The following is a 24,211-nucleotide window of genomic DNA, read 5'->3' on the forward strand; positions in this document are numbered from 1 at the left end:
GGTCGCCCACGCGATTTCGATGACGGGCCGATAACGATAGGCGGTGCGTTCACCGCATCCGCTGCCGGTCTGGTAACCGTCAGGCCCGGAAGGCTTCGACCCCGAGGTCGAGATGGTCGACGAAGACGCCGTCGACGCCGAGGGCGCGGATCGCCGCCCATTCCCGCCGGTAGTCGCCGAAAGTCGCCGCCTCGCCGAGCCGGCGATGCCGCGCGGCCAGGAACATGTTCTCCGGCCGACAGGTCCACGTGAACACGGTGAGACCGCGTTCGTGCGCGTCGGCGACGACCCGTGGATGCGGGCGCAGGAGCACCTGCTTGTCGACGCTGATGCCGTCGACCCGGCCGACGAGGGCATCGAGGCCGGCGGGCGACATGAGCTCGGCGTATTCCATCGGTTCGCCGGCGGCGACGAGGTCGTTGGGCGCGCCGGACGCCTCCATCAGGAAGACGGTGGGGGCGGGGATGCCGATCTCCTTCAGCCGGTCGAGCACGGATGCCTCGAACGACTCGATCCACAGCGGCCTCTCCCCGCCCGCCCAGCCCGCACCCCGGAGCTCCGCGGCCACAAGGGCCGCCGCATCCCACCCGATCGACGCGAAGTAGGTCGCGTGCTTGATCTCCACGACGACCCCGAGGTCGCGCCCGGTGCGGGCCGACTCGGCGCGGGCGAGGTCGAGCACATCGCGCAGCCGGAGGATCGGCTCCTCCCCGTCGTGCTCGGCGCTCTGCGGGCGGATGCGGGGCAGCCGCTCCCGGGCACGGAGGGTCGCCAGCTCCGCCCAGTCGAAGTCCTCGGCGAACCAGCCGGTGAGCTGCTCGCCGTCCACGATCTTCGTCGTCCGGCGATCGGCGAACTCGGGATGCTGCGCCACATCGGTGGTCCCGGAGATCTCGTTCTCGTGCCGCACGACGAGCACGCCGTCGCGCGAGACGACCACGTCGGGCTCGACCGCATCCGCTCCCATCGCGAAAGCGAGCAGGTACGAGGAGCGGGTGTGCTCGGGACGGTACCCCGGGGCGCCGCGGTGCCCGATGACGATGGTCACGCACAAAGGCTATGCGGCTCCGAGAGGTCTCTCAGTATCAACCGAGCACAGCGAGGTAAGGGCGAGCTAATGTGGGAAATGACATCACAGTGGTGTCCACCAACCAGGAGTGTGACGAGCATGGTCTCGGCGAACCCCGCCTTCAACAATCCCGCTTTCCAGGATCCGCGCAAGACGCAGGCGACCGCGGGCGGTCAGACCGCCTACACGCCCCCGCCCGCCGTCGACGTGGCCACCCAGGCACAGATCGAAGGCGCCTTCGCGGCGCCCCCGGCCGGCGCCCGCGAGACCGGCCGCATGACCATCGAGGACACGGTCTGGAAGACCGTCGGCCTCTTCGCGATCCTTCTCGTGACCTCGGTCGTCGGCTGGGTGTGGACGATGGCGCCGGTCACGGCCGCCAACCCGCAGCCGACCGCGATGCCGTGGATCATCGGCGCCCTCGGCGGCTTCGTGCTCGCCATGGTCGTCTCGTTCTCGAAGAAGGTGCGCCCGCCGCTCATCTTCGCCTACGCCGCGCTGGAGGGCCTGTTCGTCGGGTCGATCTCGGCGTTCTTCGAGTACCTCTTCCCCGGCATCGTCGTGCAGGCGACCCTCGCCACCCTCTCGGTGGTCGGCGTCACGCTGGCGCTGTTCGCCAGCGGCAAGGTGCGTGCGTCGAAGCGGGCCACGAAGATCTGGATGATCGCGATGATCGGCTACCTGGTCTTCGCGCTCCTGAACGTCGTGCTGATGCTGTTCGGCGCGTTCCCGGCCGGTTCGGCGGGCATGTTCGGCATCTACAGCGTCAAGGTCTTGGGCATCCCGCTCGGCCTCCTCATCGGCGTCTTCGTCGTGATCATGGCGGCCTACTCACTGGTGCTCGACTTCGACATGATCCAGCAGGGCGTCCGCAACGGCGCGCCCCGACAGTACGGCTGGATCGGCGGCTTCGGCATCATGGTGACGGTCGTCTGGCTGTACATCGAGGTGCTCCGCATCCTCGCCATCGCGAGAAGCAACTAGCGCACGACCCACGACGGCCGCCCGGGATCCCCGGGCGGCCGTCGTCGTTCGTCGCGCAGGCCCGTTCATATGAGACCGCCCTCACGCGACATTCACCGGTCGTTCGTGACCCGGATCATCGGCCGTCGTTCGCCCTCCCTAGCGTGACCGTCGGCGCATCCACCCCGTGGATCCGCCTCCCAGCAGGTCACGACCATCGGAAGGCACACCATGCACGAGGCACGTCAGGGCACCGGCGAACAGCCGAAGCGCAAGCGTCGGCTGAGCCGGCGGGGGCTGTTCATCAGCGCAGCCGCCGGCTGCGCGATCGCGGTCGTCGGCGGCGGCATCGCCACCGCGTCGACGATCGGATTCGGCGTCAATCAGGTCGGCACGCCGTACAACGACGGCATCCAGCTCTCCGACAACCAGATCATCAAGCCGATCGGCGATCGGCTGGTTTCCACCAATGGCAAGTTCATGGGCTCCACCGTGAGCCCCGACGGCCGGTTCCTCGCCGCGACGAGCACGGACAAGTCGATCGCCCTGCAGATCTTCGACCTGCGGTCGTACAAGTTGATCTGGACGGTCGGCACCGCCGCGGGGGCGAATCAGAAGCTGTCGGACGGCACCGTCGGCCAGGAAGGCCCCACCTTCTCGCCCGACGGCGCCTTCGTCTGGCTGCCCGAGGCCACCGGCCTCACCCGCTTCCCGGTCAACCCCGACGGCACGCTCGGCGCGGGCGTCAAGGTGTCCATCCCCACGGTCGGCGGCACACAGGCGCTCACTGGCAAGGCCGTGTACTCCCCTGACGGCGCGACGCTGTACGCAGCCGTCAACGGCCAGAACACCGTCGTCGCGATCGACCCGACGACGGGCGCCGTCCTGCGCACGTGGAACGTCGGCATCGCCCCGCGGAGTCTGCAGTTCGTCGGCAACCGGCTGTATGTGAGCAACGAGGGCGGCCGTACCGCCACCGCGGGCGACACGACGATCAACTCGTACGGCACACAGGTGCCGGCGGACGCGTTCCTCGGCACGACGACCACCGGAACGGTGAGCGTCATCGACACTGCGAACACCGGCGCCGCCGTGGCGTCCATCGGTGTCGGCCTGCACCCCACCGCGATGCACCTCGAGGGCACGACGCTTTATGTGGCGAACACGAACAGCGACACGGTGTCGGTCATCGACACGACCTCCGACCAGGTCGTGCAGACGATCAGCACCCAGCCCTGGACGAAGTCGGCCGTGGGATACGAGCCGACCGGCATCACGGTCGTGAACGGGCGCCTGCTCGTCACGCTCGGCCGCGCCAATGCGGTCGCGGTATACGCCGTCGACAAAGACCCGCGATCGCCGGCGAGCCTCGTCGGACTTCTCCCGACGGACTACTACCCCGCCGCCGTCGCAAGCGCGAACGGGCAGGTCGTCGTGACGAACACACGCGGGATCGATGCCCGTGGACCCGAGCTCACCTTCAACAAGGGGCAGGGCACCGTCTCCGCCACGGGTCACGGCACCCACTCCACGACCGGCTCGCTCACGCGGTTCACCCTTCCGAGCGACAAGGACATCGCGAAGTACACGGCGACGGTGTTCACGCAGAACGGGTGGACGGACAGCTCGCTGCAGCAGGCGAACGGCCAGAAGGCCGCTGCCGTGCCGGTGCCTGCGCGGGTCGGCGACCCCTCCACGATCAAGCACGTGTTCCTGCTCGTGAAGGAGAACCGCACCTATGACCAGGTGTACGGCGACATGACGCAGGGCAACGGCGACGCGAGCCTCGCCCAGTTCGGCCAGAAGGTCACGCCGAACCAGCACGCGCTCGCGACGCAGTTCGGCCTGTACGACAACACGTACGACATCGGCACGAACTCCGCCGAAGGCCACAACTGGCTGATGCAAGGCGACAACCCGGAGTACACCGAGTCGAGCGCGGGCGAGTACACCCGTTCCTACGACACCGAGGACGACGTGCTCGGCCACCAGCGCTCGGGCTTCCTCTGGACCGCGGTGCAGCAGGCCGGCGGCACAGCGAAGAACTTCGGCGAGTTCACGCAGTTCGAGACGAAGCCGCCGACGGCGACCTGGCAGAACTACTACTGCGCGGCGAGCAGCGTCATGGGCGGCGGCGACCCCGCGCAACTGACGGATGCGTCGATCAAGCAGGACACCGAGTCGCCGATCGCCTCGCTGAACTCGATCACGAACCACGACTACCCGAAGTTCGACACCGCCATCCCGGACACCTACCGCTACTCGATCTGGAAGCAGGATTTCGAGAAGAACGGGCCGGCGTCGCTGAACATGATGTGGCTCTCGAGCGACCACACGGGCGGCACCGCCGATCCTGAGGCCCAGGTCGCCGACAACGACCTCGCCGTCGGCAAGATCGTCGACGAGATCTCGCACAGCAAGTACTGGGCGGACTCGGCGATCTTCGTGCTCGAGGACGACAGCCAGGACGGCGCCGACCACGTCGACGGGCACCGCTCCCCCGTGCAGGTCATCAGCCCCTGGGCGCAGCACGGCCAGACCGTCGACACGTACTACTCGCAGATCTCGGTGGTGCGCACGATCGAGCAGATCCTCGCCGCGCAGCCGCTCAACGAGAAGATCGCGGCGGCCACGCCGATGTATGGCGCTTTCGCCGGCAAGGCGGACATGACGCCGTACACGGCCGTGCGCAACGAGGTCCCGCTCACCGAGGGCGTCGTGACGGCTCCGTCCTGTGGTCTCGACACGCTCGGCCAGACCGGCGCGGCTGCGGCGAAGGTGAATGCGGATGCAGCGGCCGCAGCATCCGTCCCCGCCTCAGAGAAGGAGGTCGCGGCCAAGTGGGAGAAGTGGGCGCAGGGCGAGGCTCTCACCGGCAACGGCGCGATCCCGGACGAGGCCGACCCGGCCCTCATGAACCGGTGGACGTGGTACCAGACGCACAACTGGACCACGCCGTACCCGGGTGACAAGAAGATCCTCGCACCCGATCAGGTGACGCCGACGGCAGGCGGCACGACCGACGCCGACGGCTGATCCGTGGCGACGTGCACCCGGGGGCGGATCAGTCCCCGGGTGCACGTGCGTACGGGCTGGGGAATATGGGTGGTTCGCCCCATGTGCGCGTGCGTGTTCCGGAGTGAGATCGGTTCTGCGGCCAACCGGTCGCCTCACTGGGGAAGGAACCCGTCATGGCTCTCTACATGGATGTCCACAGCCTCGACAGCGGCGTGCAGCTGAGCGACGTCGCCGGCGCCCACGCCGCAGATCTCGCGACGCAGGACGCCTACGGCGTGCATTACCTGCGCTACTGGGTGGACGAGGGGAACGGCAAGATCTTCTGCCTCGTCGACGCGCCGAGCGCGGAGGACGCGAGCACCGTGCACCGTGAGGCGCACGGCCTGGTCGCCGACGAGATCTACGAGGTGAGCGAGGGGGTCTGAGGCTGGGGACGGCCACGCGCGCGCCGACCGTGACACGGGGTGCGCGCGTGGCCACAATGGTCCCATGCTCGTCGAGCGGGAAGTGCTCCTGGCCGATCTCACCGACGGCGTCGATGTCGCGGTCGCCGGGCGCGGCGCGATCGTGTTCCTCGGGGGCGAGGCCGGCGTCGGAAAGTCGGCCCTGGTGCGTGCCCTCGCCGCAGACGCCGGCGGCCGCAGCACGGTGCGTGTGGGCGGTGTCGACAACGTGACGACCGCCGCGGCTCTGGCCGCGTTCGTCGATGCCGTGCCCGAGATCGAGACGCTCACGGCGGGTGAGGGCGACCGCATCCGCCTCTTCCGCCGGCTGCGTGAGGAACTGCGCGCCGCACCCGGCCTGCTCGTCCTCGAGGATCTGCACTGGGCCGACGGAGCGACGCTCGACGCACTCCGCTACCTCGGGCGGCGGCTCGACGGCATCCCGGTGCTCATCGTGGGCACGTACCGGGACGACGAGACCGGGCCGCGGCATCCCCTCACCCGTCTGCTGGGCGATCTCGCCGGGGTTCCCGGCGTGCGGCGCCTGCAGGTCCCCCCGCTCAGCGTGGACGGCGTCGCCGAGCTCGCCGCCGCCTCGGGTGCGACCGTCGATCCCGTGCTCCTGCATGCCCGCACGGGCGGGAACGCCTTCTTCGTGACCGAGGTGGTGGCCGACGGCGGCGAGTCGCTGTCACTGCCTGCGACGGTGAGCGACGCGATCCTCGCCCGGGTGGCCCGCATGGATGCCGCGGCTCAGGAAGTCGCGGGCGCGGCAGCCGTCCTCGGAACGGCGGCCGACCAAGGGCTCCTGGTCGCCGTGTCCGGGCAGGGGCTGGCCGCGGTCGACGGATGCCTCGAGGCCGGTGTGCTCGTCCGCGGCGAGGGAGGCCTCGCGTTCCGGCACGACCTCGCCCGCGAAGCGGTCTCGCGCAGTCTGTCAGCGGTGCAGCGCAGCCGGCTGCACGCCGACGCTCTCGCCGCGCTCACGAGGCGCACCCCCGAGGATCACCGCACCCTTGCGCACCACGCGGCCGGGTGCGGGGAGGATGCGGTCGCCACCGTCCATGCGACGCGCGCGGCCGAGCTGGCCGCGCGACTCGGCGCGCACCGCGAGGCGGTCGCGCACTACCGGATGGCCCTCGGTCACTCGACTCAGGCGGGCCTCCCGCCCGGCGAGCGAGCGGCGCTGTTCGTCGCGCTGTCGTACGAGTGCTACCTCACGGACCAGCTGCCGGAGGCGATCTCCGCCCGACAGCGGGCCCTCGAACTCCATGAGCTCATGGGCGACGCGTCGAGCATCGGCGACGATGAGCGCTGGCTGTCTCGACTGTCGTGGTTCCTCGGGCGCGGTGCCGACGCCGAGCGCTACGGCGCGAAGGCGATCGCGACCCTGGAGCCGCTCGGACCGGACGCGCGCCTCGCGATGGCGTACAGCAACCTCGCCCAGCTGCGGATGCTCGCCAAGGACGCCGCCGAAGCGGAGCGCTGGGGCGAGCGGGCGCTGCAGCTCGCCCGAGAGCTCGGAGACGGCGACATCGAGGCCCACGCGCTGAACAACCTCGGCACGACCGCCATGCTGGAGGGCCGGATCGCCGAGGGCGAGGCCCTGTTGGCGCACAGCCTCGACCTCGCCCTGGCCGCCGACCTGCACGAGCATGTCGCCCGCGCGTACACGAACCTGGGATCGATGGCCGTGGAGCAGCATCGCTGCGCTGCCGCGCTCGCCCGATTGGATGCCGGGATCGCATACTGCGAGGAGCGCGACCTGGACTCCTGGGCACGCTACATGCGCGCCTCCCGGTGCCTGACGCTCGCGGAGGTGGGGCGGTTCGACGAGGCGCTTGCGGACGCCGAGCTCGTCCTCGGCCACCCCGACACGGCCCCGATCACCGCCATCCCGGCCGCCGCCTCGGCTGCGCGCGTCCGGGCGCGCTGCGGAGAAGACTCCCGCGAGCTTCTCGAATTCGCCTCCTCCCTGGCCGATGCGACCGGCGAGCTGCAGCGGCTCGGCCCCGTGGCGTGCGCGGCGGCGGAGGATGCCTGGCTGCGCGGAGACGCCGACGAGATCGGCCCCGCCACCGAGGCCGCGTGGCGACTGGCGCTCGAGCACCACGATCCGTGGGCTGCGGGCGAGCTCGCCTGGTGGCGGCTTCTGGCGGGGATCGAGCCGCCTGCCGACGTCGCCCTCGCCGAGCCCTTCGCACGGCAGATCGCCGGGGACACGGCATCCGCCGCCGCCCTGTGGGCGGAGCTCGGGAGCACGGTGTGGGCGGCGTACGCACGCACGCTCTCCCTCGATGCCGAGTCGACGGATGCCGCGATCCGCACCTTCGAGCGCCTCGGCGCTCGGGCGGCGGCCGACGCCATCGTGCGCACCCGGCGCGAGCGCGGGCTGCCGCTGCCTCGCCGGCCGCGCGCCGCGACGAGGACACGGCCGGGCCGGCTCACCGACCGCGAGCTCGACGTGCTGATGCTGCTCGACGAGGGCCTGTCGACGGCGCAGATCGCCGATCGGCTGGTGCTCTCGCCACGTACGGTCGAGCACCACGTCTCCGCGGTGCTGCGCAAGCTCGGCGAGCCGACCCGCGCCCGGGCTGTGGCCGCCGCGCGCCGCGACGGCGGTCCGCTCGCTGCCGTCTGACGCGAAACGTTCTGCTGTCGGCGGAACGACCGGACGGATGCCCGCCCCCGGCCTATCGTGGCGGCATGGCCGAGATCATCCCCTTCCCCGCGCGACCGGTCGTCCCCGAGCGACGGCCCGTCCAGCCCGCGCCGCCCGCACTCGCACCGCTGTGGCGCGAGGCCGTGGGAAACGTGCTCCGCACCGCCCGCCACGAGCGCGGCGATCGCCTCAGCGACACCGCTCGGCGCTCCGGCGTCTCGCCGCAGTATCTGTCGGAGATGGAGCGGGGCCTCAAGGACCCCTCGAGCGAGATGCTCGCCGCCGTCGCCGGTGCCCTCGACCTCACGCTGCTCGATCTCACCCGGGCCGTCTCCGAGCGGCTGGCGCCCGCATCCACCGGCGCCGTCCTGCGCGCCGCATAGCTCAGACCCGCTCCAGCACGCGGTCGACCAGTCCGTAGGCCACCGCGTCGGTCGCTGTGAACACTCGGTCGCGGTCGGTGTCGGCGCGCAGGCGCGCCGCATCCTGTCCGGTGTGCCTCGCCAGGAGCTCTTCGACCTCCGCCCGCACGCGCACCAGCTCGTCGGCCTGCAGGATCAGGTCGGGGATCGCCCCGCGTCCCTGGCCCGCGGGCTGGTGCAGCACGACCCGCGCGTGGGGCAGCACGGCGCGTTTGCCCGGCGCCCCGGCCGCGAGCATGACGGCGCCGACGCCGACGGCCTGCCCGATACAGGTGGTCGCGACATCCGGGCGCACGTGCTGCATGGTGTCGTAGACGGCGAGCATGGCGGCCTCGTCTCCGCCCTCGCAGTTGATGTAGAGCTGGATGTCGCGGTCCTGGCTGTCGGCGTCGAGGTGCAGCAGCTGCGCGATCAGCGCATTGGCGACACCCGCGTCGATCGCCGTGCCGAGGTAGACGACCCGCTCGGCGAGCAGGTGCGAGTAGACGTCCATGATGCGGTCGCCGCGCGGATCGCGGCTGATGACGCTCGGGATCGTGTAGCTGCTCATGCCGCCACCCCCAGTCCGGCCGTGCGCTTGCGACGCGGAGACACCTCGGAGAACTCCGAGACGATCGCGTCGATGAATCCGTAGTCGAGGGCCTCGGATGCCGTGTACCAGCGGTCGTGCAGCGAGTCCTCGAAGATCCGCTCCAGCGGCTGGCCGGTGTCCTCGGCGACGAGGGCGAGCACGGTGTCGCGCGTGTGTCGGAGGTCGGCGGCTTGCACCTCGACGTCGACGGTGGTGCCGCCGATCCCTGCCGAGCCCTGGTGCATCAGGATGCGGGCATGCGGCAGGGCGCGCCGCTTGCCCCGGGTGCCGGCCGACAACAGGAACTGCCCGGCGCTGCACGCGAGCCCGAGCGCCAGCGTCGCGACGTCATTGGGGATGAGCCGCATCACGTCGCGGATCGCCAGCATCGCCGGAACGGATCCCCCCGGCGAGTGGATCCAGAGGGCGATGTCGGACACGGCATCCTCCGCCGCGAGCGCGAGCAGCTGCGTCGCGAGAAGGGTGCCGTTGTCGTCGTCCAGGACGCCGTCCAGGACGAGCACGCGCTGCTGATAGAGCTCTCGGCGGGCCTCGCCGCCGAACACCGGGATCTTCGTGTCTTCTGCCATGCGTTCACTGTCGCTCGGCCGGCGGCGCGTTGGGCGGTGTTCGCCCGGGGGCAGATCCGCCCCGCGCAGATCCGCCCCGCGCGGAGGCGCCCCGCGCAGATCCGCCCCGCCCGGAGGCGCCCCGCGCGGAGGCGCCCCGCGCGGAGGCGCCCCCGGCGGCCGCCGCCCGCACAACTCCACCGGATCCGCCCGCCCCGTATACCCGTTCTCAGTCTTCCGTCGACGGCGCCCCACCCGAACCCGCGGATTTCCGGGGCCGGCCAGACCACGCGACCACACGCAGACTGAGAAACGGCCCGCTGGGCGGCGGGAGAGGGGCGCGAGTAACGTGTGGCTCATGTCAGGGCGAGCCGAGACGTTCCTCCAGATCGACGACCGCGAGGTGCGCGTGTCGCACCCCGACAAGGTCGTCTTCCCCGAAGCCGGGCTGACGAAGCTCGACATCGTCGAGTACTACGTGTCCGTCGCCGAGGGCGCGCTGCGCGGCGCGGGCGGCCGCCCCATGGTGCTCAAGCGCTTCGTGAAGGGCATCGACGCCGAGCCGTTCTTCCAGAAGCGGGTCGGCGACCATCCGGACTACATCGGCACCGCCGTGCTGAACTACGCCTCCGGTCGCTCCGCCGAGGAGGCGGTGGTGACGGATGCCGCCGGCCTCGCGTGGGTCGCGAACCTCGGGTGCCTCGACCTCAACCCGCACGCCGTGCGGGCCGGCGACCTCGAGCACCCCGACGAGCTGCGCGTCGATCTCGACCCGATGCCCGGCGTCGACTGGTCGCAGATCGTCGACGTGGCGTTCGTCGCACGGGAGGTGCTGGATGACCACGGGCTCGTCGGCTGGCCGAAGACGAGCGGATCGCGGGGCATGCACATCCTCGTCCGCATCCGGCCCGAGTGGGATTTCAAGACCGTCCGGCTCGCGGCGGAGACCCTCGCCCGCGAGGTCGAGAATCGCGCACCCGGTCTCGCGACCGCCCGGTGGTGGAAAGAGGAGCGTGGCGAGAGCGTGTTCGTCGACTTCAACCAGAACGCGAAGGACCGCACCGTCGCCTCCGCCTATTCGATCCGTCCGCTGCCGGATGCCCGGGTGTCGACCCCGCTCGCGTGGGACGAGGTGCGGCTGCGCCGGCCGGAGGAGTTCACGGTCGCGACCGTGCGCGCGCGGTTCGCGGAGATCGGCGATCCGCACGAGGGCATCGATCGGGATGCCGGTTCCCTCGACGCCCTGCTCGCGCTGGCCACGGAGCTCGGGCCTGCCGAGAAGCCGCCGCGCGGCGGCGACGGGTCGGGGCGCCGGGTCTCGACGATGCCGCTCATCGAGGTCGCCCGCACGAGGACGAAGCCCGAGGCGATGGAGGCGCTCGAGCAGTGGACGGCGTCGCACGCGACAGTCGCCGCGCAGCTGCAGCCCGCTGACGTGCTCGTCGACGGGATGCGCGGGTCGAGCTCGCTCTGGTACCGCGTGCGCATCAACCTGCAGCACGTGCCCGAGGCCGAGCGCCCCGCGCAGGAGGAGCTGATCGCCGACTACGACCCGTGGGCCGGAAAAGTCTGGCCGGGACGAGAGGACGCATCATGACCGACGAAGGCCGCCCGGCCTGGATCGAGCACGTCCTGCTGCTCTACTTCTCCGAACCCGGAGCGCGCGAGCGGATCGGCGCCCTCTTCCCCGCCCACAACGCCTACGGGCAGCGGTTCCGCGCGGAGCGTCCGGGCGAGCTCGTCATGATCGGCCCCTTCCCTGTGCCGGAGGAGGGCCAGCCCGGAGCGATGGCCATCTTCCGTTCGACTGCCGGCGCCGAGGAGTTCGCCGCATCCGACCCCTTCGTCGTCGAGGGCGCGGTCAGCGAGTGGCGGACCCGGCCGTGGCTGGTCTCACCGGGCTGAGTCAGCGTCGGCGTGATGGGCGCGCCACCGCGTCCGCGATCGCGCGCACGAGGGCCTCACGAACGATCTGCGGCGCGAGGTCAGCTGCGACCTCCGGAGCACGAGCCGCGAGCGCGGTCCGTCGGTCGTCGTCGCTCAGCAGCGAGACGACGGCGTCGGCGAGGGCGTCGATGTCACCGGAGGGCACGAGGATCCCGCCATCCTGGATCGTCTCGCGCGGCCCGTAGCGCACGTCGTACGAGACGGCGGGGATGCCGCGGGCCAGCGCCTCCGCCGTCGAGAGGCCCTGCCCCTCGTAGGCGGGCGAGGCCAGGAAGAGGGAGGCGCCGGCGAACACGGCCCCGCGATCCTCGACGTGCCCGTGGAGGGTGATGGCTTCGCCGAGCCCGAGTTCGTCGATGAGCTGCTGCAGCTGCTCGCGCAGGGGTCCCCCACCGTAGACGTCGAGTCGGGCATCCGGGACCGCCGCGACGACGGCGGCCCACGCCCGGATGGCGTGGTCGACGCGCTTCTGCGCCGCCAGCCGGTTCAGCATCACCACCCGGTGCGCCTCCGCCGGCGGCCGCACCTGCGACGGCGGCCGCGCGGCCACCGGCTCGACGGCGTTCGGCACCACTGCATACGTGTCGTGTGCTCCGAAGCGCAGGGCCACGTCATCCCGCTGCGCGGCCGTCGGCCAGAGCACCGCATCGAACGACCCCGCGACCTCGAACCACCGTCGCCAGAGGTCGTTGACCGCACCGTCCGGGTCGTCGTACGGCGGTTCGAGGTGCGAGTTGTGGATCGTGTGGATGATGCGCACGCCCGGGTCGTCCCATCCGGCGATCAGCTCGCCGAGCTGCCGCGACTCGCAGACGAGCACCACGATGCGATCCGTGTCGTCCGCGCGCAGCCCATCGACCACGTGCTGCAGCCAGGCACGGTACAGCCCTCGGAATCCTCCGACCACGCCGGCGCCGTGCACGATGACCGCCGCGTCAGTGAGGTGCCAGTCGGGATCGCCCGGGATCACAGGAATCGACATCACCCCACCGACCTCGCGGTAGTCGACACCCGGCGCAGGATCTCCCGGCACGGCGACGTCACGCAGCCAGGAAGGGTCGGCGAAGGCGTCGTCGAACAGATTCCGGAAGCGGTCTGCGGATGCCACGTCCCCACGCCGCACGAACTCCGCGCGCTGCTCGGCGTGCGCGCCGGGCGTGCCCGGGTCGACCGTGAGCAGTGTCACCGCGCCGGCGCCCGCATCCTCGAGCAGCCGTGCGCGAGCGAGCGTCGCGACCGTGTAGCCGCCGTCCATTCCCGGGATGAGCCGGCTCGACAGCACGGCGTACACGGCATCGGGCAGAGTCGGACGGGTCACCATCTCATCCTTCCGCATGGCTCGCGGACGACGGATGCCGCGGGCCTCAGGCCCGCGGCATCCTGTCGATTCACTCCCACTCGATGGTCCCCGGGGGCTTCGACGTGACGTCGAGCACCACACGGTTGACCTCGCGCACCTCGTTGGTGATGCGGTTCGAGATCCTCGCGAGGACGTCGTAGGGCAGGCGCGTCCAGTCCGCGGTCATGGCGTCCTCGCTGGAGACCGGACGCAGCACGATCGGGTGGCCGTACGTGCGGCCGTCGCCCTGCACGCCCACCGAGCGCACATCGGCGAGCAGCACGACCGGGCACTGCCAGATCTCGCCGTCGAGGCCCGCCTTGCTGAGCTCTTCGCGCGCGATCGCGTCGGCGTCGCGCAGGATCTCGAGGCGATCGCGCGTGACCTCGCCGATGATCCGGATGCCGAGGCCCGGCCCAGGGAACGGCTGGCGACCGACGATGGCGTCGGGGATGCCGAGCTCCCGGCCGATTGCGCGCACCTCGTCCTTGAACAGCGTGCGCAGCGGCTCGATGAGGTCGAAGTCGAGGTCATCAGGCAGGCCGCCCACGTTGTGGTGCGACTTGATGTTCGCGGTGCCGGTGCCGCCGCCGGACTCGACGACGTCCGGGTACAGCGTGCCCTGCACGAGGAACTTGATCGGCGCGCCCTCGGCCTTGGCCTCGTCGACGAGCTCGCGCTGGACCTTCTCGAACGCGCGGATGAACTCGCGGCCGATGATCTTGCGCTTCTCCTCGGGATCGGTGACGCCCGCGAGGTGGCCGAGGAAGGTGTCCGCGGCATCCACCGTGATCAGACGCACGCCCGTCGAGGCGACGTAGTCCTGCTCGACCTGCTCGCGCTCGCCCTTGCGCAGGAGCCCGTGGTCCACGAACACTGCGGTGAGCTGATCGCCGATCGCCTTGTGGACCAGGGCGGTCGAGACCGCCGAGTCCACACCGCCGGACAGCGCCGAGATGACCCGGGCATCGCCGACCTGCTCGCGGATGCGCTCGACCTGCTCGGCGATGACGTTGCCGCTGTTCCAGTCGGCAGGCAGCCCGGCCGCGCGATGGAGGAAGTTCTCGATAACGCGCTGGCCGTAGTCCGAGTGCTTGACCTCGGGATGCCACTGCACCCCGTACAGGCGCTTCTCGTCGTTGCCGAACGCGGCGACCTCGGTCGCGCCCGTCTTGGCGAGCACGGTGAAGCCCTCGGGCGCCTCGGCCACCTGGTCGCCGTGGCTCATCCACACGTTCTGCTCCGTCGGCTGGCCACCGAGGAGCACACCGCCGTCGCCGGTGATCACGGCATCGGTGGCTCCGTACTCGCGGAGCCCGGTGTTCGCGACGCGCCCGCCGAGCGTCTGGGCCATGACCTGGAAGCCGTAGCAGATGCCGAGCGTCGGAACGCCGAGATCCAGCACGCCCGGGTCGAGGCGCGGAGCGCCCTCCTCGTACACCGACGAGGGGCCGCCGGTGAGGATGATGCCCACGGGGTTCTTCGCGGAGATGTCTGCGGCGGTCGCGTCGTGAGGCACGATCTCGCTGTAGACGCCCGCCTCGCGCACGCGGCGCGCGATCAGCTGCGCATACTGTGCGCCGAAGTCGACGACGAGGACGGGACGCTGTTCGGTGGCTGCCGGCTGCTCGGGAGAGGTCTCGGGCTGGTCGGTCATCGAGCTCCTTCGGATTGCGAGGGGGTGGCCGAGCTTTCGGAATCAGTGGATGCGTCGCCCGCCATCTCGGCGACGACCGCGGCCTCGCGCTCCTGCATGTATCGCTTGACGTCGCGCGCGACGATGCCCTCCATGATGAAGGAGAGGAACGGCACGATGCCGCCGGCGGCCAGCAGCAGGAAGCGCCAGAACTGCCACCGCATCAGGCTCCACACGCGGAAGCACGAGAACAGGTAGACGACGTAGAACCAGCCGTGGATCACGAGGATCGACATCGACACGTTCAGACCGTCGCCCGAGGACTCGGTTCCGTGCGGGCCCTCGATCACCGGGGCGAAGTAGAGGAATCCGCCCGACCCACCGAGGAAGAGCTCGTGTCCGAAGGCGTACTTGACGATCATCTCGGCGCACAGCAGAAGCAGGAACGTACCCGTGATGACCGAGCAGATCTGGTAGAACTTCAGCGCGCCGCGGATCGCCGGAAAACTGGCGATCTTGGGGGCGGGAGGCATGCCTCCAGTCTAGACTCCGCGCTCGTCGGCTCCGGCCGAGAGCTCCTCCAGCTCCTCGACCTCCTTCTCCCACGCGTCCTTCGCGAGGCGATACCAGAGGTAGAACGCGAAGCCGGCGAACACGGCCCACTCCACGGCGTAGAAGAGGTTGAGCCAGTTGACGCCCTGGCGCTCGTCCGGCGCAGGCGACGAGATCGCCTCGAGGCCCCCGAGCGGGTCGGTGCTCGTCAGATACGGACGGTAGACGTCGAGACCCTGGACATCGTGCCAGCGACTGAGCAGCGCAGCCGGCGACATGCGCGTGAGCTCCAGCGGGTCGCCATTCGGGTCGGGCACCACCGGCCCCTCGTCGGAGATCAGCCGTCCCGTGAGGTTCGCGCTGCCGGCGGCGGAGTCGAGGGCGGATGCCGCGGCATCCGCCGTCGCCCGATCGGGTGTCCAGCCGACGGCCACGGCGAGCGACGTGGGAGCAGCCGTGCCCTTCAGGCGCAGCTGGCCGGTGACCCAGTAGCCCTCCGCGCCGTCGTTGTACCGCGACGACACCACGATGAAGTCGCCCGGGACCCAGTCGCCGTCGACGGCGACCTTCTGGCCGACGAGCCGGTCGTCGAGGTACTGCCCGGGCTTCACGACATCCGCGATCGGCTTGACCTGCTCGGTGCTGCCCTTCTGCACCGGCGCGTTGTCGATGGCGCGCCCCAGCTGCCACTGGCCGAGCCATGCGAAGACGCCCGCGACGACGAGGCACAGCAGCAGCATGGCGATCCACCGGGGACGCACCATGACCTCGCGGAGCGTTGGCGGGAAGACCTCGACCGGCGCGTGGGCCGACGACGATTCCGGGACGTCGGGCATCAGTACGGCGCGACGACGACCTCGACGCGCTGGAACTCCTTCAGGTCGGAGTACCCCGTCGTGGCCATGGACTTCTTGAGCGCGCCGATGAGATTCACGGTGCCGTCGGCGACCGGCGCCGGACCGTAGAGGATCTCCTCCAGCGTGGCGACGTGCTCGACGGCGACGCGACGGCCGCGCGGCAGGTGGGGGTGGTGCGCCTCGGCGCCCCAGTGGAAGCCGCGGCCCGGCGCATCCGTCGCCCGCGCCAGCGCCACGCCGAGCATGACGGCGTCCGCGCCCATGGCGATCGCCTTGACGACGTCGCCCGAGGTGCCGACGCCCCCGTCGGCGATGACGTGGACGTACCGGCCGCCCGACTCGTCGAGGTAGTCGCGGCGCGCGCCGGCGACGTCCGCGACCGCGGTGGCCATCGGCGCGTGGAGGCCGAGGGTCGCGCGCGTGGTCGACGCCGCTCCGCCGCCGAAGCCGACGAGCACACCGGCCGCACCCGTGCGCATGAGGTGCAGGGCCGCTGTGTAGGTTGCCGCACCGCCCACGATCACCGGGACGTCGAGGTCGTAGATGAACTTCTTGAGGTTGAGGGGCTCGGCCACGGATGACACATGCTCGGCCGAGACAGTCGTGCCGCGGATGACGAACAGGTCGACGCCAGCCGAGACCACGGTCTCGTAGAGCTCCTGCGTGCGCTGCGGAGTCAGGGCGCCGGCGACCGTGACACCGGCCGCGCGGATCTCCGCCAGCCGGTCGCGCACCAGCTCGGGCTTGATCGGCTCGGCGTAGATCTCCTGCATCCGTCGCGTCGCGAAGTCGTCGTCGAGTCTCGAGATCTCGGCGAGGAGCGGCTCGGGGTCGTCGTAGCGCGTCCACAGGCCCTCGAGGTCGAGCACGCCGAGGGCGCCGAGGCGGCCCAGCATGATGGCCGTCTGCGGGCTCACGACCGAGTCCATGGGTGCGCCGATGACCGGCACCGCGAACGGGAACGCGTCGATCGTCCAGGCCGTCGACACGTCCTCGGGGTTGCGCGTGCGCCGCGAGGGCACGACGGCGATGTCGTCGAACGTGTAGGCGCGGCGCGCGCGCTTGCCGCGGCCGAGCTCGAGCTCCATGGTCACGTGCCCAGCCTACCCTCCGGCTCTGAGCGGCCCTGAAGGACCGCGGGCGCGCGGCCCCACTTCTCAGTCGCTCGCGAACTCGGCTGCGACGGCGGCGCGCAACGCCCTCGCGGCGGCAGAGGGCCTGCGGCGCGTCGCGACCAGCAGCTCCCACTCGATCAGGATGTCGATCGGACGCAGATCGACCCCAGTCACGCCGGACGGCACGAGCGAGCGCGGCATCACTGCGACACCGAGCCCGGCGGCGACGAAGAGCGGCACCTGCGCGACGTCGGCGATCTCGATCGTGGTCCGGCGCGAGAGCCCCTGGGCCGCGATCGCGCTGTCGAGCGCGGTCCGGTTGCCGAACCCCTCCGGCGAGTCGATGAACGGCAGACGCATCAACTCAGCGAGGGGGACGATGTCCCTCTCGGCCAGCGGATGGCCGAGCGGCAGGATCGCCACGAACACCGATCGCCCCAGCCGCGCCGCCTCGATGTCGGCCCGGTGCATCGGGGCTCCGCCGAGGAAGGCGAGGTCGATGCGGCCGTCGGTGAGGTCTCTGGCGAGTCCGGCCGACCCGGTCGGACTCGGCGAGAGCTGCAGGTCGACGCCCGGATGCTGCGCCTGGAAGCGCCCCAGCACGGTGGACAGGCGCATCCCGGCCACGACATTCGTGAGCGTGCCCACGCGGAGCGTCCCCCGCAGCACGCCCTCGTCCGAGGCGGCATCGCGCAGTCGTCCGAGCTGGTCGAGGAGCTCCCGCGCCACCGGCAGCACGGCGGCCCCGGTCGGCGACAGGGTGACGCGGCGCGTATCGCGCTCGAACAGGACGACGCCGAGGTCGGATTCGAGCGCACGGATGCCGGCGGACACGGTGGACTGCGCCGCATGGCAGCGCTCTGCGGCGCGCGTGAAGCCGCCCTCCTGCGCGACCGCGACGAAGTACTCCAGCAGGCGCGTCTCCATGTCGCGATCTTATCGAGAAGCACGATGAGAGTCAGCGATTCTGTTCGCTTCCCTCGATGAGCCACCGGGCGCACGATGGATGCATGACCACCGCGACCGCATCGTCCCCCACCGCAGCCATCCGGCGACGCAGGCACCGCCTCGGGTTCGGCATCGTCGCGGCCGCCTTCCTCACGACGATGGCCTTCACGACCATCCCGACACCGCTGTACGGCTTCTACCAGCGTGCCGACGACTTCCCGACCTGGGTCGTCACGGTGATCTTCGCCGCGTACGCGATCGGCGTGCTCGGGGCGCTGTTCCTCGTGGGACACATCTCGGACTGGGCCGGGCGACGCCGCATGATCCTGATCGGGATCGGGTTGGAGATGGCGGCGGCCGGGCTGTTCCTGATCTGGCCGGGCGTGGCGGGTCTCATCGTCGCGCGCGTCATCTCGGGCGCGGGCATCGGGACGCTCATGGCCACCGCATCCGCGCACCTCGTCGAACTCGCCGAGGTCGCCGAGCCCGACGCGGGACCCGACCGCGCCACCACGGTATCGACGGTCGTGAACACCGGCGGCCTGGCGCTCGGGCCCCTCGTCGCCGGCGCGATCGCGACAATGTTCCCGGCGCCGACGATCACGCCGTTCCTCGTCTTCCTCGTGCTCCTGGCGATCGCCGCCGCCGCAGTGACGGCCGTGCCGGAGACGGTCGACCGCGCGGCCGAGCGCCCGCACTACCGCCCGCAGCGGGTCTCGCTGCCCGACGGAGCGCGTGGCGACTTCGCCGCCGCGGCGACCGCGGCCTTCGCCGGGTTCGCTGTGTTCGGCCTGTTCACATCGCTCGCGCCCAGCGTGCTCGCGCACGTGATGAAGGTGACATCGCCACTCGCCGGCGGGGCGGTCAGCTTCTCGGTGCTTGCGGCGGCCGCCGTCTCGCAGCTCGTGTTCGCCCGGTGGCCGATGGCCCGTCAGCTGTCCGTGGCGCTCAGCCTGATGGTCGTCGGGCTCGCCGCACTGGCGATCGGCGCGCTCACGGCGAACCTCCCGCTGTTCGTCGCATCCGGGACCCTGGCCGGCGCCGGCGTCGGGCTCGTCTTCCGCGGCGCGATGCTGACTGCCGGCGGCCTCGCTCGCCCGGACCAACGCGGTGAGGTGCTCGCGGGCATGTTCCTCGTCGCCTACGCCGGTCTCGTGCTGCCGGTGCTGGCGATCGGTGTCGGGGTCGCGTTCTTCCCGATCCCGGTCGTCCTGCTGGTCTTCTCGATCACCGTGGCCGTGCTCGTCACGGTGGCAACGATCCCGATGATCCGCCGGGCCGCCGCGGCTCGAGTCAGCGGGCTCTGACCACGCGGGCCTCGTCCCATACCGGTTCGCCCGACTCGTAGACGCGCCCGTCCGCCCCGAACACGACGAAGCGGTCGAACGAGCGCGCGAACCATCGGTCATGCGTGACGGCGAGCACGGTCCCCTCGAAGCGCGCGAGGGCGTCCTCGAGAGCCTCGGCCGAGACGAGGTCGAGGTTGTCGGTCGGCTCGTCGAGCAGCAGCAGCGTGACACCGGAGAGCTCGAGCAGCAGGATCTGCAGGCGCGCCTGCTGCCCGCCCGACAGGGAGTCGAACGTCTGCTCGGCCTGGGCGACGAGGCCATAGCGGTCCAGCGCCGAGCTCGCCGCATCCCGTGGCATCCCCGGCCGCTCCGCGTCGCCGCGGTGCAGGATCTCGAGGAGGGTGCGGCCCGTGAACTCGGGATGCCGGTGGGTCTGCGCGAACCACCCGGGAACCACACGCGCCCCGAGGACGGCACGGCCCCTGTGCGCGACCGGCTCGAGCGCCGAACCGACCGCGGTGACGTGCCCGAGCAGTGCGTCGGGGTCGGATCCTCCGCCGGCGAGCAGGCGCAGGAAGTGCGATTTGCCCGAGCCGTTGGATCCGAGCACGGCGACGCGGTCACCGAACCAGACCTCGAGATCGAAGGGGCGCATGAGGCCCGTGAGCTCGAGGCCCTCGGCGACGACGGCCCGCTTGCCCGTGCGCGCTCCGCGAAGACGGAGCTTGAGATCCTGATCGCGCGGACGCTCCTGCGGTGGGCCGACCTCCTCGAATCTGCGCAGGCGCGTCTGGGCGGCGCGGTAGCGCGAGGCGAACTCGTCGCTGTTCGCCGCCTTCACCCGGAGCGTGGCGACCAGGTTCTTGAGCTTCGCGTGCTCCTCGTCCCAGCGGCGGCGCAGCTCGTCGAGCCGCGCCATCCGGTCCTCGCGGGCCTGGTGGTAACTCGCGAAGCCGCCGCCGTGCACCCACGCCGAGCTGCCTGCCGCCCCGACCTCGAGCGTCACGATCCGGTCCGCCGCGCGCGCGAGCAGCTCGCGGTCGTGCGACACGAGCAGCACCGTCTTCGGGGTCGCGCGCAGCTGCTCCTCGAGCCAGCGCTTGCCCGGCACGTCGAGGTAGTTGTCGGGCTCGTCGAGCAGCATCACCTCGTCGGGTCCGCGCAGCAGAGCCTCGAGCGCGAGTCGCTTCTGTTCGCCGCCCGACAGCGACTCCAGGTCGCGGACCCGCGCACGCTCGTACGGGATGCCGAGGGCCGCCGTCGTGCAGGCATCCCACACCGTCTCGTGCTCGTAGCCGCCCGCATCCGCGTAGTCCGCGATCGCGGTGGCATAGCGCAGCTGGGTGTCGGTGTCGTCGCGCTCGATGATCGCGATCTCGGACGCGTCGAGCTCGCGCGCGGCGCGGCGGATGCGGACGGGCGCCACCGAGACGAGCAGATCGTGCACGGTCTCACCCGGACGGCTGTGACCGACGAACTGGTCCATGACACCGAGGCCCCCGCCGACGGAGATCACGCCGCTGTCGGGAGCGACCTCGCCGCGGATCATCCGCAGCAGCGTCGTCTTGCCGGCGCCGTTCGCGCCGATGAGCGCGGTCGTGCGGCCCTCGCCGACGCGGAACGTCGCCTCGTCCAGCAGCGGCCGTCCATCGGGCAGCGTGAACGTCACGCCGCCGACATCGATGTATCCCACGGGGCTGTCCTTCCGCCCCGCATCCGACCCCGGATGCCGAGCCGACCAGACTAGCGCAGGGCGATCACTTCTTGTAGTTCGGCGCCTCGACGACGATCTGCACGTCGTGCGGGTGCGACTCTTTGAGGCCCGCCGCGGTGATACGCACGAAGCGGCCCTTGACCTTGAGCTCCTCGACCGTGCGCGCACCGACGTAGAACATCGACTGACGCAGGCCGCCGACGAGCTGGTACGCGACGGCGGAGACCGGGCCCCGGTACGCGACCTGACCCTCGATGCCCTCGGGGATGAGCTTGTCGTCGCTCGGCACGTCGGCCTGGAAGTAGCGGTCCTTCGAGTACGAGGTCTTCTTGCCGCGCGTCTGCAGCGCGCCCAGCGAGCCCATGCCCCGGTAGAGCTTGAACTGCTTGCCGCCCTGGAAGACGATCTCGCCCGGGCTCTCGTCGGTGCCGGCGAACAGCGACCCGATCATGACCGCGTCGGCGCCGGCGACGAGCGCCTTGGCGATGTCTCCCGAGTACTGCAGGCCGCCGTCGGCGATGATCGGGACGCCCGCCGCGCGCGCCGCAAGGGATGCCTCGTACACTGCGGTGACCTGGGGCACGCCGACGCCCGCAACGATGCGCGTCGTGCAGATGGAGCCCGGGCCGACGCCGACCTTGACGGCATCCACACCCGCGTCGATGAGCGCCTGCGCGCCCTCGCGGGTGGCGACGTTGCCGCCGATCACGTCGATGTGGTCGAAAGTCGCGTCGGACTTGATGCGCTTGACGATGTCGATGACGCCCGCCGACTGGCCGTTGGCGGTGTCGACGACGAGCACGTCGACGCCGGCATCGCGCAGCGCCTCGGCGCGCTGCCACGCGTCGCCGAAGAATCCGATCGCCGCGCCGACGCGCAGGCGACCCGCTTCGTCCTTGGTGGCGAGGGGGTACTTCTCGCTCTTGTCGAAGTCCTTGATGGTGATGAGGCCGGCGAGCTTGCCCTCGTCGTCGATGAGCGGGAGCTTCTCGACGCGGTGCTTCGCGAACGCGGCGATGACCTCGCCGGCGCCGATGCCGACACGCCCGGTGACGAGGTTCTCGCTCGTCATGACGTCCTTGACGTAGGTCGACTTCCGCTCGAACGCCGACACGAACCGCATGTCGCGGTTCGTGATGATGCCGACGAGCCGCCGGTCGTCGTCGATGACCGGGAGGCCCGAGACGCGGTACTGCGCGCAGAGACGGTCGACCTCGTCGACCGTCGCATCCGGGGTCGTCGTGATCGGGTTCGAGATCATGCCGGACTCGCTGCGCTTGACGCGGTCGACCATTGCGGCCTGGTCCTCGATGGACAGATTGCGGTGGATGATGCCGAGGCCGCCCTCGCGCGCGATCGCGATGGCCATGCGCGCCTCGGTCACGGTGTCCATGGCGCTCGAGATGAGCGGCGTCGCGACGGTGATGCGACGCGTGACCCGCGACGACGTGTCGGCCTCACTCGGGATGACGTCCGTGTGCCCCGGCAGGAGCAGGACGTCGTCGTACGTGAGTCCGACGAAACCGAACGGGTCAGGCTGCTCCATGGGATGCTCCTCCAGATGCCGCGCTCGAGTGATTCCGCGGCGGGGTGGGACGACGACGACCAGGACGGGAGTGGGCTCCCGGCCTACCGATTGTAAAGCGCGCCACCTGAGCGTTTCATTCCCGCGACGGCGGGGTGGATGCTGCGGCTCACGCCGATGCGCGATAGCGGCGGACCGCTCGCAGCGAGTCGATCGTCAGCAGGATGAGGGCGATCCAGACGAGGCCGAAGCCGATCCAGCGGGCCGGCGGCATCGGCTCGTGCAGGATGGCGACGCCGACGAGGAACTGCAGGATCGGCGTGACGAACTGCAGGAGCCCCACGACAGTCAGCGGCACGCGGCGCGCGCCCGACGCGAACAGCAGCAGCGGAATCGCCGTCACGACACCGGCCATCAGCACGAGCACCGCGTGCCACGTGCCATAGCCGAAGATCGTGAGGCCGCTCGTCATCCCGACGACGATGAGTTCCACGAGCGCGACCGGCAGCAGCCAGAAGGACTCCAGCGTCAGGCCGCTCACGGCATCCACCGCGGTGCCGATGCGCTTCTTCACGAGTCCGTACAGGCCGAACGAGAACGCGAGGATGAGCGCGATCCACGGCACCTCGCCGTAGGCGACGACGCTCACGATCACCGCGACGACCACGATGCCGATCGCCACCCACTGCATGACGTCGATGCGCTCGCGCAGCACGAGGACGCCCAGCAGGACCGTCACGATCGGGTTGATGAAGTAGCCGAGGCTCGTCTCGACCACATTGCCGGTCAGCGTCCCGATGAGGTACGTCTGCCAATTGACGTAGATCAGGATGCCGGCCACCGCGGTCCAGCCGAGCAGCCGCGGCTGCCGCACGATGGCGATGAGCCTCGGCCACGCGCGCGTCGCCGTCAGCAGGAGCGCGCAGAAGACGAAGGAGAGGATGATCCGCCACGCGACGATCTCCCACGGACCGGTGGGCGCGAGCAGCAGGAAGTAGAGCGGGAAGACGCCCCACAGCAGGTAGGCGGCGAAGGTGTAGATGACGCCGCGGCGCCGCTCGCGCTGGGAGGCGACGACCGACACGGCGCCCGTTCCCAGCACCTCGGTGCAGTCGGCGAGCGCATCGGCCCGGGGCGCCTCCGGTGCGCCCTCGGACTGGGGCGACGAAGGGAGGCGGCTCACCGCACCAGCCTACGCGCGGGGTCCGACGCGGGGATGCAGAGGGGCCCGGATGCCGCAGCATCCGGGCCCCTCTGAAAGCAGGTGTCGCCGATCAGCGGACGACGACCGCCAGCACGTCGCGCGCCGACAGGACGAGGAACTCGTCACCGCCGAACTTGACCTCGGTGCCGCCGTACTTGCTGTAGATCACGCGGTCGCCGACGGCGACGTCGAGCGGGATGCGGTTGCCGTTGTCATCGATGCGGCCCGGGCCCACGGCCACGACCTCGCCCTCCTGGGGCTTCTCCTTGGCGGTGTCGGGGATGACCAGACCGCTCGCGGTGGTCTGCTCGGCCTCGACCTGCTTGATGACGATCCGGTCCTCGAGCGGCTTGATGGAAACCGACACG

At 70.8% G+C, this 24,211-nt stretch carries 21 protein-coding genes; 8 read left to right on the top strand and 13 right to left on the bottom strand.

Annotated elements, in window-relative coordinates:
• Nucleotides 1-79 precede the first annotated feature (79 nt).
• Nucleotides 80-1,048, bottom strand: coding sequence for a glycerophosphodiester phosphodiesterase family protein (locus AC0NZN_RS06970; RefSeq protein WP_474591554.1), 969 nt, complete (start codon nucleotides 1,046-1,048; stop codon nucleotides 80-82).
• A 120-nt stretch (nucleotides 1,049-1,168) separates the two neighbouring features.
• Here AC0NZN_RS06970 and AC0NZN_RS06975 point away from each other — a divergent pair, with 120 nt between their 5' ends.
• The 5 genes from AC0NZN_RS06975 (at nucleotide 1,169) to AC0NZN_RS06995 (ending at nucleotide 8,538) form a co-directional block, all read left to right on the top strand.
• Entirely contained in the window at nucleotides 1,169-2,053 is an 885-nt protein-coding gene (locus AC0NZN_RS06975) for a Bax inhibitor-1/YccA family protein (protein ID WP_474591622.1), read from the top strand.
• A gap of 210 nt (nucleotides 2,054-2,263) precedes the next feature.
• On the top strand, nucleotides 2,264-5,068 hold the full coding sequence (locus AC0NZN_RS06980; RefSeq protein WP_474591555.1) for a bifunctional YncE family protein/alkaline phosphatase family protein: 2,805 nt from the start codon (nucleotides 2,264-2,266) through the stop codon (nucleotides 5,066-5,068).
• Nucleotides 5,069-5,223: 155 nt separating this feature from the next.
• Nucleotides 5,224-5,475: a DUF4242 domain-containing protein gene (locus AC0NZN_RS06985; protein ID WP_474591556.1), complete on the top strand. Its 252-nt coding sequence runs from the start codon at nucleotides 5,224-5,226 to the stop codon at nucleotides 5,473-5,475.
• A 64-nt stretch (nucleotides 5,476-5,539) separates the two neighbouring features.
• The gene (locus AC0NZN_RS06990) at nucleotides 5,540-8,134 is read left to right on the top strand and encodes an ATP-binding protein (protein ID WP_474591557.1); all 2,595 of its coding nucleotides are present in this window, start codon (nucleotides 5,540-5,542) and stop codon (nucleotides 8,132-8,134) included.
• 65 nt (nucleotides 8,135-8,199) lie between these two features.
• Nucleotides 8,200-8,538: a helix-turn-helix domain-containing protein gene (locus tag AC0NZN_RS06995; RefSeq protein WP_474591558.1), complete on the top strand. Its 339-nt coding sequence runs from the start codon at nucleotides 8,200-8,202 to the stop codon at nucleotides 8,536-8,538.
• A gap of 1 nt (nucleotide 8,539) precedes the next feature.
• Here AC0NZN_RS06995 and AC0NZN_RS07000 read toward each other — a convergent pair whose 3' ends face one another.
• On the bottom strand, nucleotides 8,540-9,127 hold the full coding sequence (locus AC0NZN_RS07000; protein ID WP_474591559.1) for a ClpP family protease: 588 nt from the start codon (nucleotides 9,125-9,127) through the stop codon (nucleotides 8,540-8,542).
• Complete coding sequence (locus tag AC0NZN_RS07005) at nucleotides 9,124-9,738, bottom strand: ClpP family protease (protein ID WP_474591560.1); 615 nt, start codon at nucleotides 9,736-9,738, stop codon at nucleotides 9,124-9,126. The genes AC0NZN_RS07000 and AC0NZN_RS07005 overlap by 4 nt, the downstream gene beginning before the upstream one ends.
• 337 nt (nucleotides 9,739-10,075) lie before the next feature.
• Between AC0NZN_RS07005 and AC0NZN_RS07010 the strand changes: the two genes are divergently transcribed.
• Together AC0NZN_RS07010 and AC0NZN_RS07015 are read left to right on the top strand one after the other, a co-directional pair.
• Complete coding sequence (locus AC0NZN_RS07010; protein WP_474591561.1) at nucleotides 10,076-11,314, top strand: DNA polymerase domain-containing protein; 1,239 nt, start codon at nucleotides 10,076-10,078, stop codon at nucleotides 11,312-11,314.
• Nucleotides 11,311-11,622, top strand: coding sequence for a YciI family protein (locus AC0NZN_RS07015; RefSeq protein WP_474591562.1), 312 nt, complete (start codon nucleotides 11,311-11,313; stop codon nucleotides 11,620-11,622). The genes AC0NZN_RS07010 and AC0NZN_RS07015 overlap by 4 nt, the downstream gene beginning before the upstream one ends.
• A 1-nt stretch (nucleotide 11,623) precedes the next feature.
• Here the strand turns inward: AC0NZN_RS07015 and AC0NZN_RS07020 are convergent, their stop codons facing one another.
• The 6 genes from AC0NZN_RS07020 to AC0NZN_RS07045 form a co-directional block, all read right to left on the bottom strand.
• A complete protein-coding gene (locus AC0NZN_RS07020; RefSeq protein WP_474591563.1) occupies nucleotides 11,624-12,982 on the bottom strand; it encodes a glycosyltransferase in 1,359 nt (452 codons plus the stop codon).
• A gap of 70 nt (nucleotides 12,983-13,052) precedes the next feature.
• The gene (gene guaA / locus AC0NZN_RS07025; protein ID WP_474591564.1) at nucleotides 13,053-14,660 is read right to left on the bottom strand and encodes a glutamine-hydrolyzing GMP synthase; all 1,608 of its coding nucleotides are present in this window, start codon (nucleotides 14,658-14,660) and stop codon (nucleotides 13,053-13,055) included.
• Entirely contained in the window at nucleotides 14,657-15,172 is a 516-nt protein-coding gene (locus tag AC0NZN_RS07030) for a DUF3817 domain-containing protein (RefSeq protein WP_474591565.1), read from the bottom strand. The genes guaA and AC0NZN_RS07030 overlap by 4 nt, the downstream gene beginning before the upstream one ends.
• A 9-nt stretch (nucleotides 15,173-15,181) precedes the next feature.
• Nucleotides 15,182-15,955 (bottom strand): SURF1 family protein, encoded by a 774-nt coding sequence (locus AC0NZN_RS07035; RefSeq protein WP_474591623.1) that lies wholly within the window; start codon nucleotides 15,953-15,955, stop codon nucleotides 15,182-15,184.
• Between the two features lie 71 nt (nucleotides 15,956-16,026).
• The gene (locus AC0NZN_RS07040) at nucleotides 16,027-17,136 is read right to left on the bottom strand and encodes a GuaB3 family IMP dehydrogenase-related protein (RefSeq protein WP_474591624.1); all 1,110 of its coding nucleotides are present in this window, start codon (nucleotides 17,134-17,136) and stop codon (nucleotides 16,027-16,029) included.
• Between the two features lie 69 nt (nucleotides 17,137-17,205).
• The gene (locus AC0NZN_RS07045) at nucleotides 17,206-18,090 is read right to left on the bottom strand and encodes a LysR family transcriptional regulator (protein ID WP_474591566.1); all 885 of its coding nucleotides are present in this window, start codon (nucleotides 18,088-18,090) and stop codon (nucleotides 17,206-17,208) included.
• Nucleotides 18,091-18,173: 83 nt separating this feature from the next.
• Here AC0NZN_RS07045 and AC0NZN_RS07050 point away from each other — a divergent pair, with 83 nt between their 5' ends.
• A complete protein-coding gene (locus tag AC0NZN_RS07050; protein WP_474591567.1) occupies nucleotides 18,174-19,418 on the top strand; it encodes an MFS transporter in 1,245 nt (414 codons plus the stop codon).
• Here the strand turns inward: AC0NZN_RS07050 and AC0NZN_RS07055 are convergent.
• The 4 genes from AC0NZN_RS07055 to groES form a co-directional block, all read right to left on the bottom strand.
• On the bottom strand, nucleotides 19,405-21,093 hold the full coding sequence (locus AC0NZN_RS07055; protein WP_474591568.1) for an ABC-F family ATP-binding cassette domain-containing protein: 1,689 nt from the start codon (nucleotides 21,091-21,093) through the stop codon (nucleotides 19,405-19,407). The two genes, AC0NZN_RS07050 and AC0NZN_RS07055, sit on opposite strands and share 14 nt — an antisense overlap.
• Nucleotides 21,094-21,157: 64 nt before the next feature.
• Nucleotides 21,158-22,660 carry an IMP dehydrogenase gene (gene guaB, locus AC0NZN_RS07060; RefSeq protein ID WP_474591569.1) on the bottom strand — a complete coding sequence of 501 codons (1,503 nt, stop codon included), beginning with the start codon at nucleotides 22,658-22,660 and terminating at the stop codon, nucleotides 21,158-21,160.
• Between the two features lie 148 nt (nucleotides 22,661-22,808).
• Nucleotides 22,809-23,723 carry an EamA family transporter RarD gene (gene rarD, locus AC0NZN_RS07065; RefSeq protein ID WP_474591625.1) on the bottom strand — a complete coding sequence of 305 codons (915 nt, stop codon included), beginning with the start codon at nucleotides 23,721-23,723 and terminating at the stop codon, nucleotides 22,809-22,811.
• Between the two features lie 190 nt (nucleotides 23,724-23,913).
• Nucleotides 23,914-24,210, bottom strand: a complete 297-nt coding sequence (gene groES, locus AC0NZN_RS07070) for a co-chaperone GroES (protein WP_286287951.1) — start codon at nucleotides 24,208-24,210, stop codon at nucleotides 23,914-23,916.
• Between the last annotated feature and the right edge of the window lies 1 nt (nucleotide 24,211).

The sequence above is a fragment of the Microbacterium sp. sgz311019 genome (assembly GCF_056135325.1).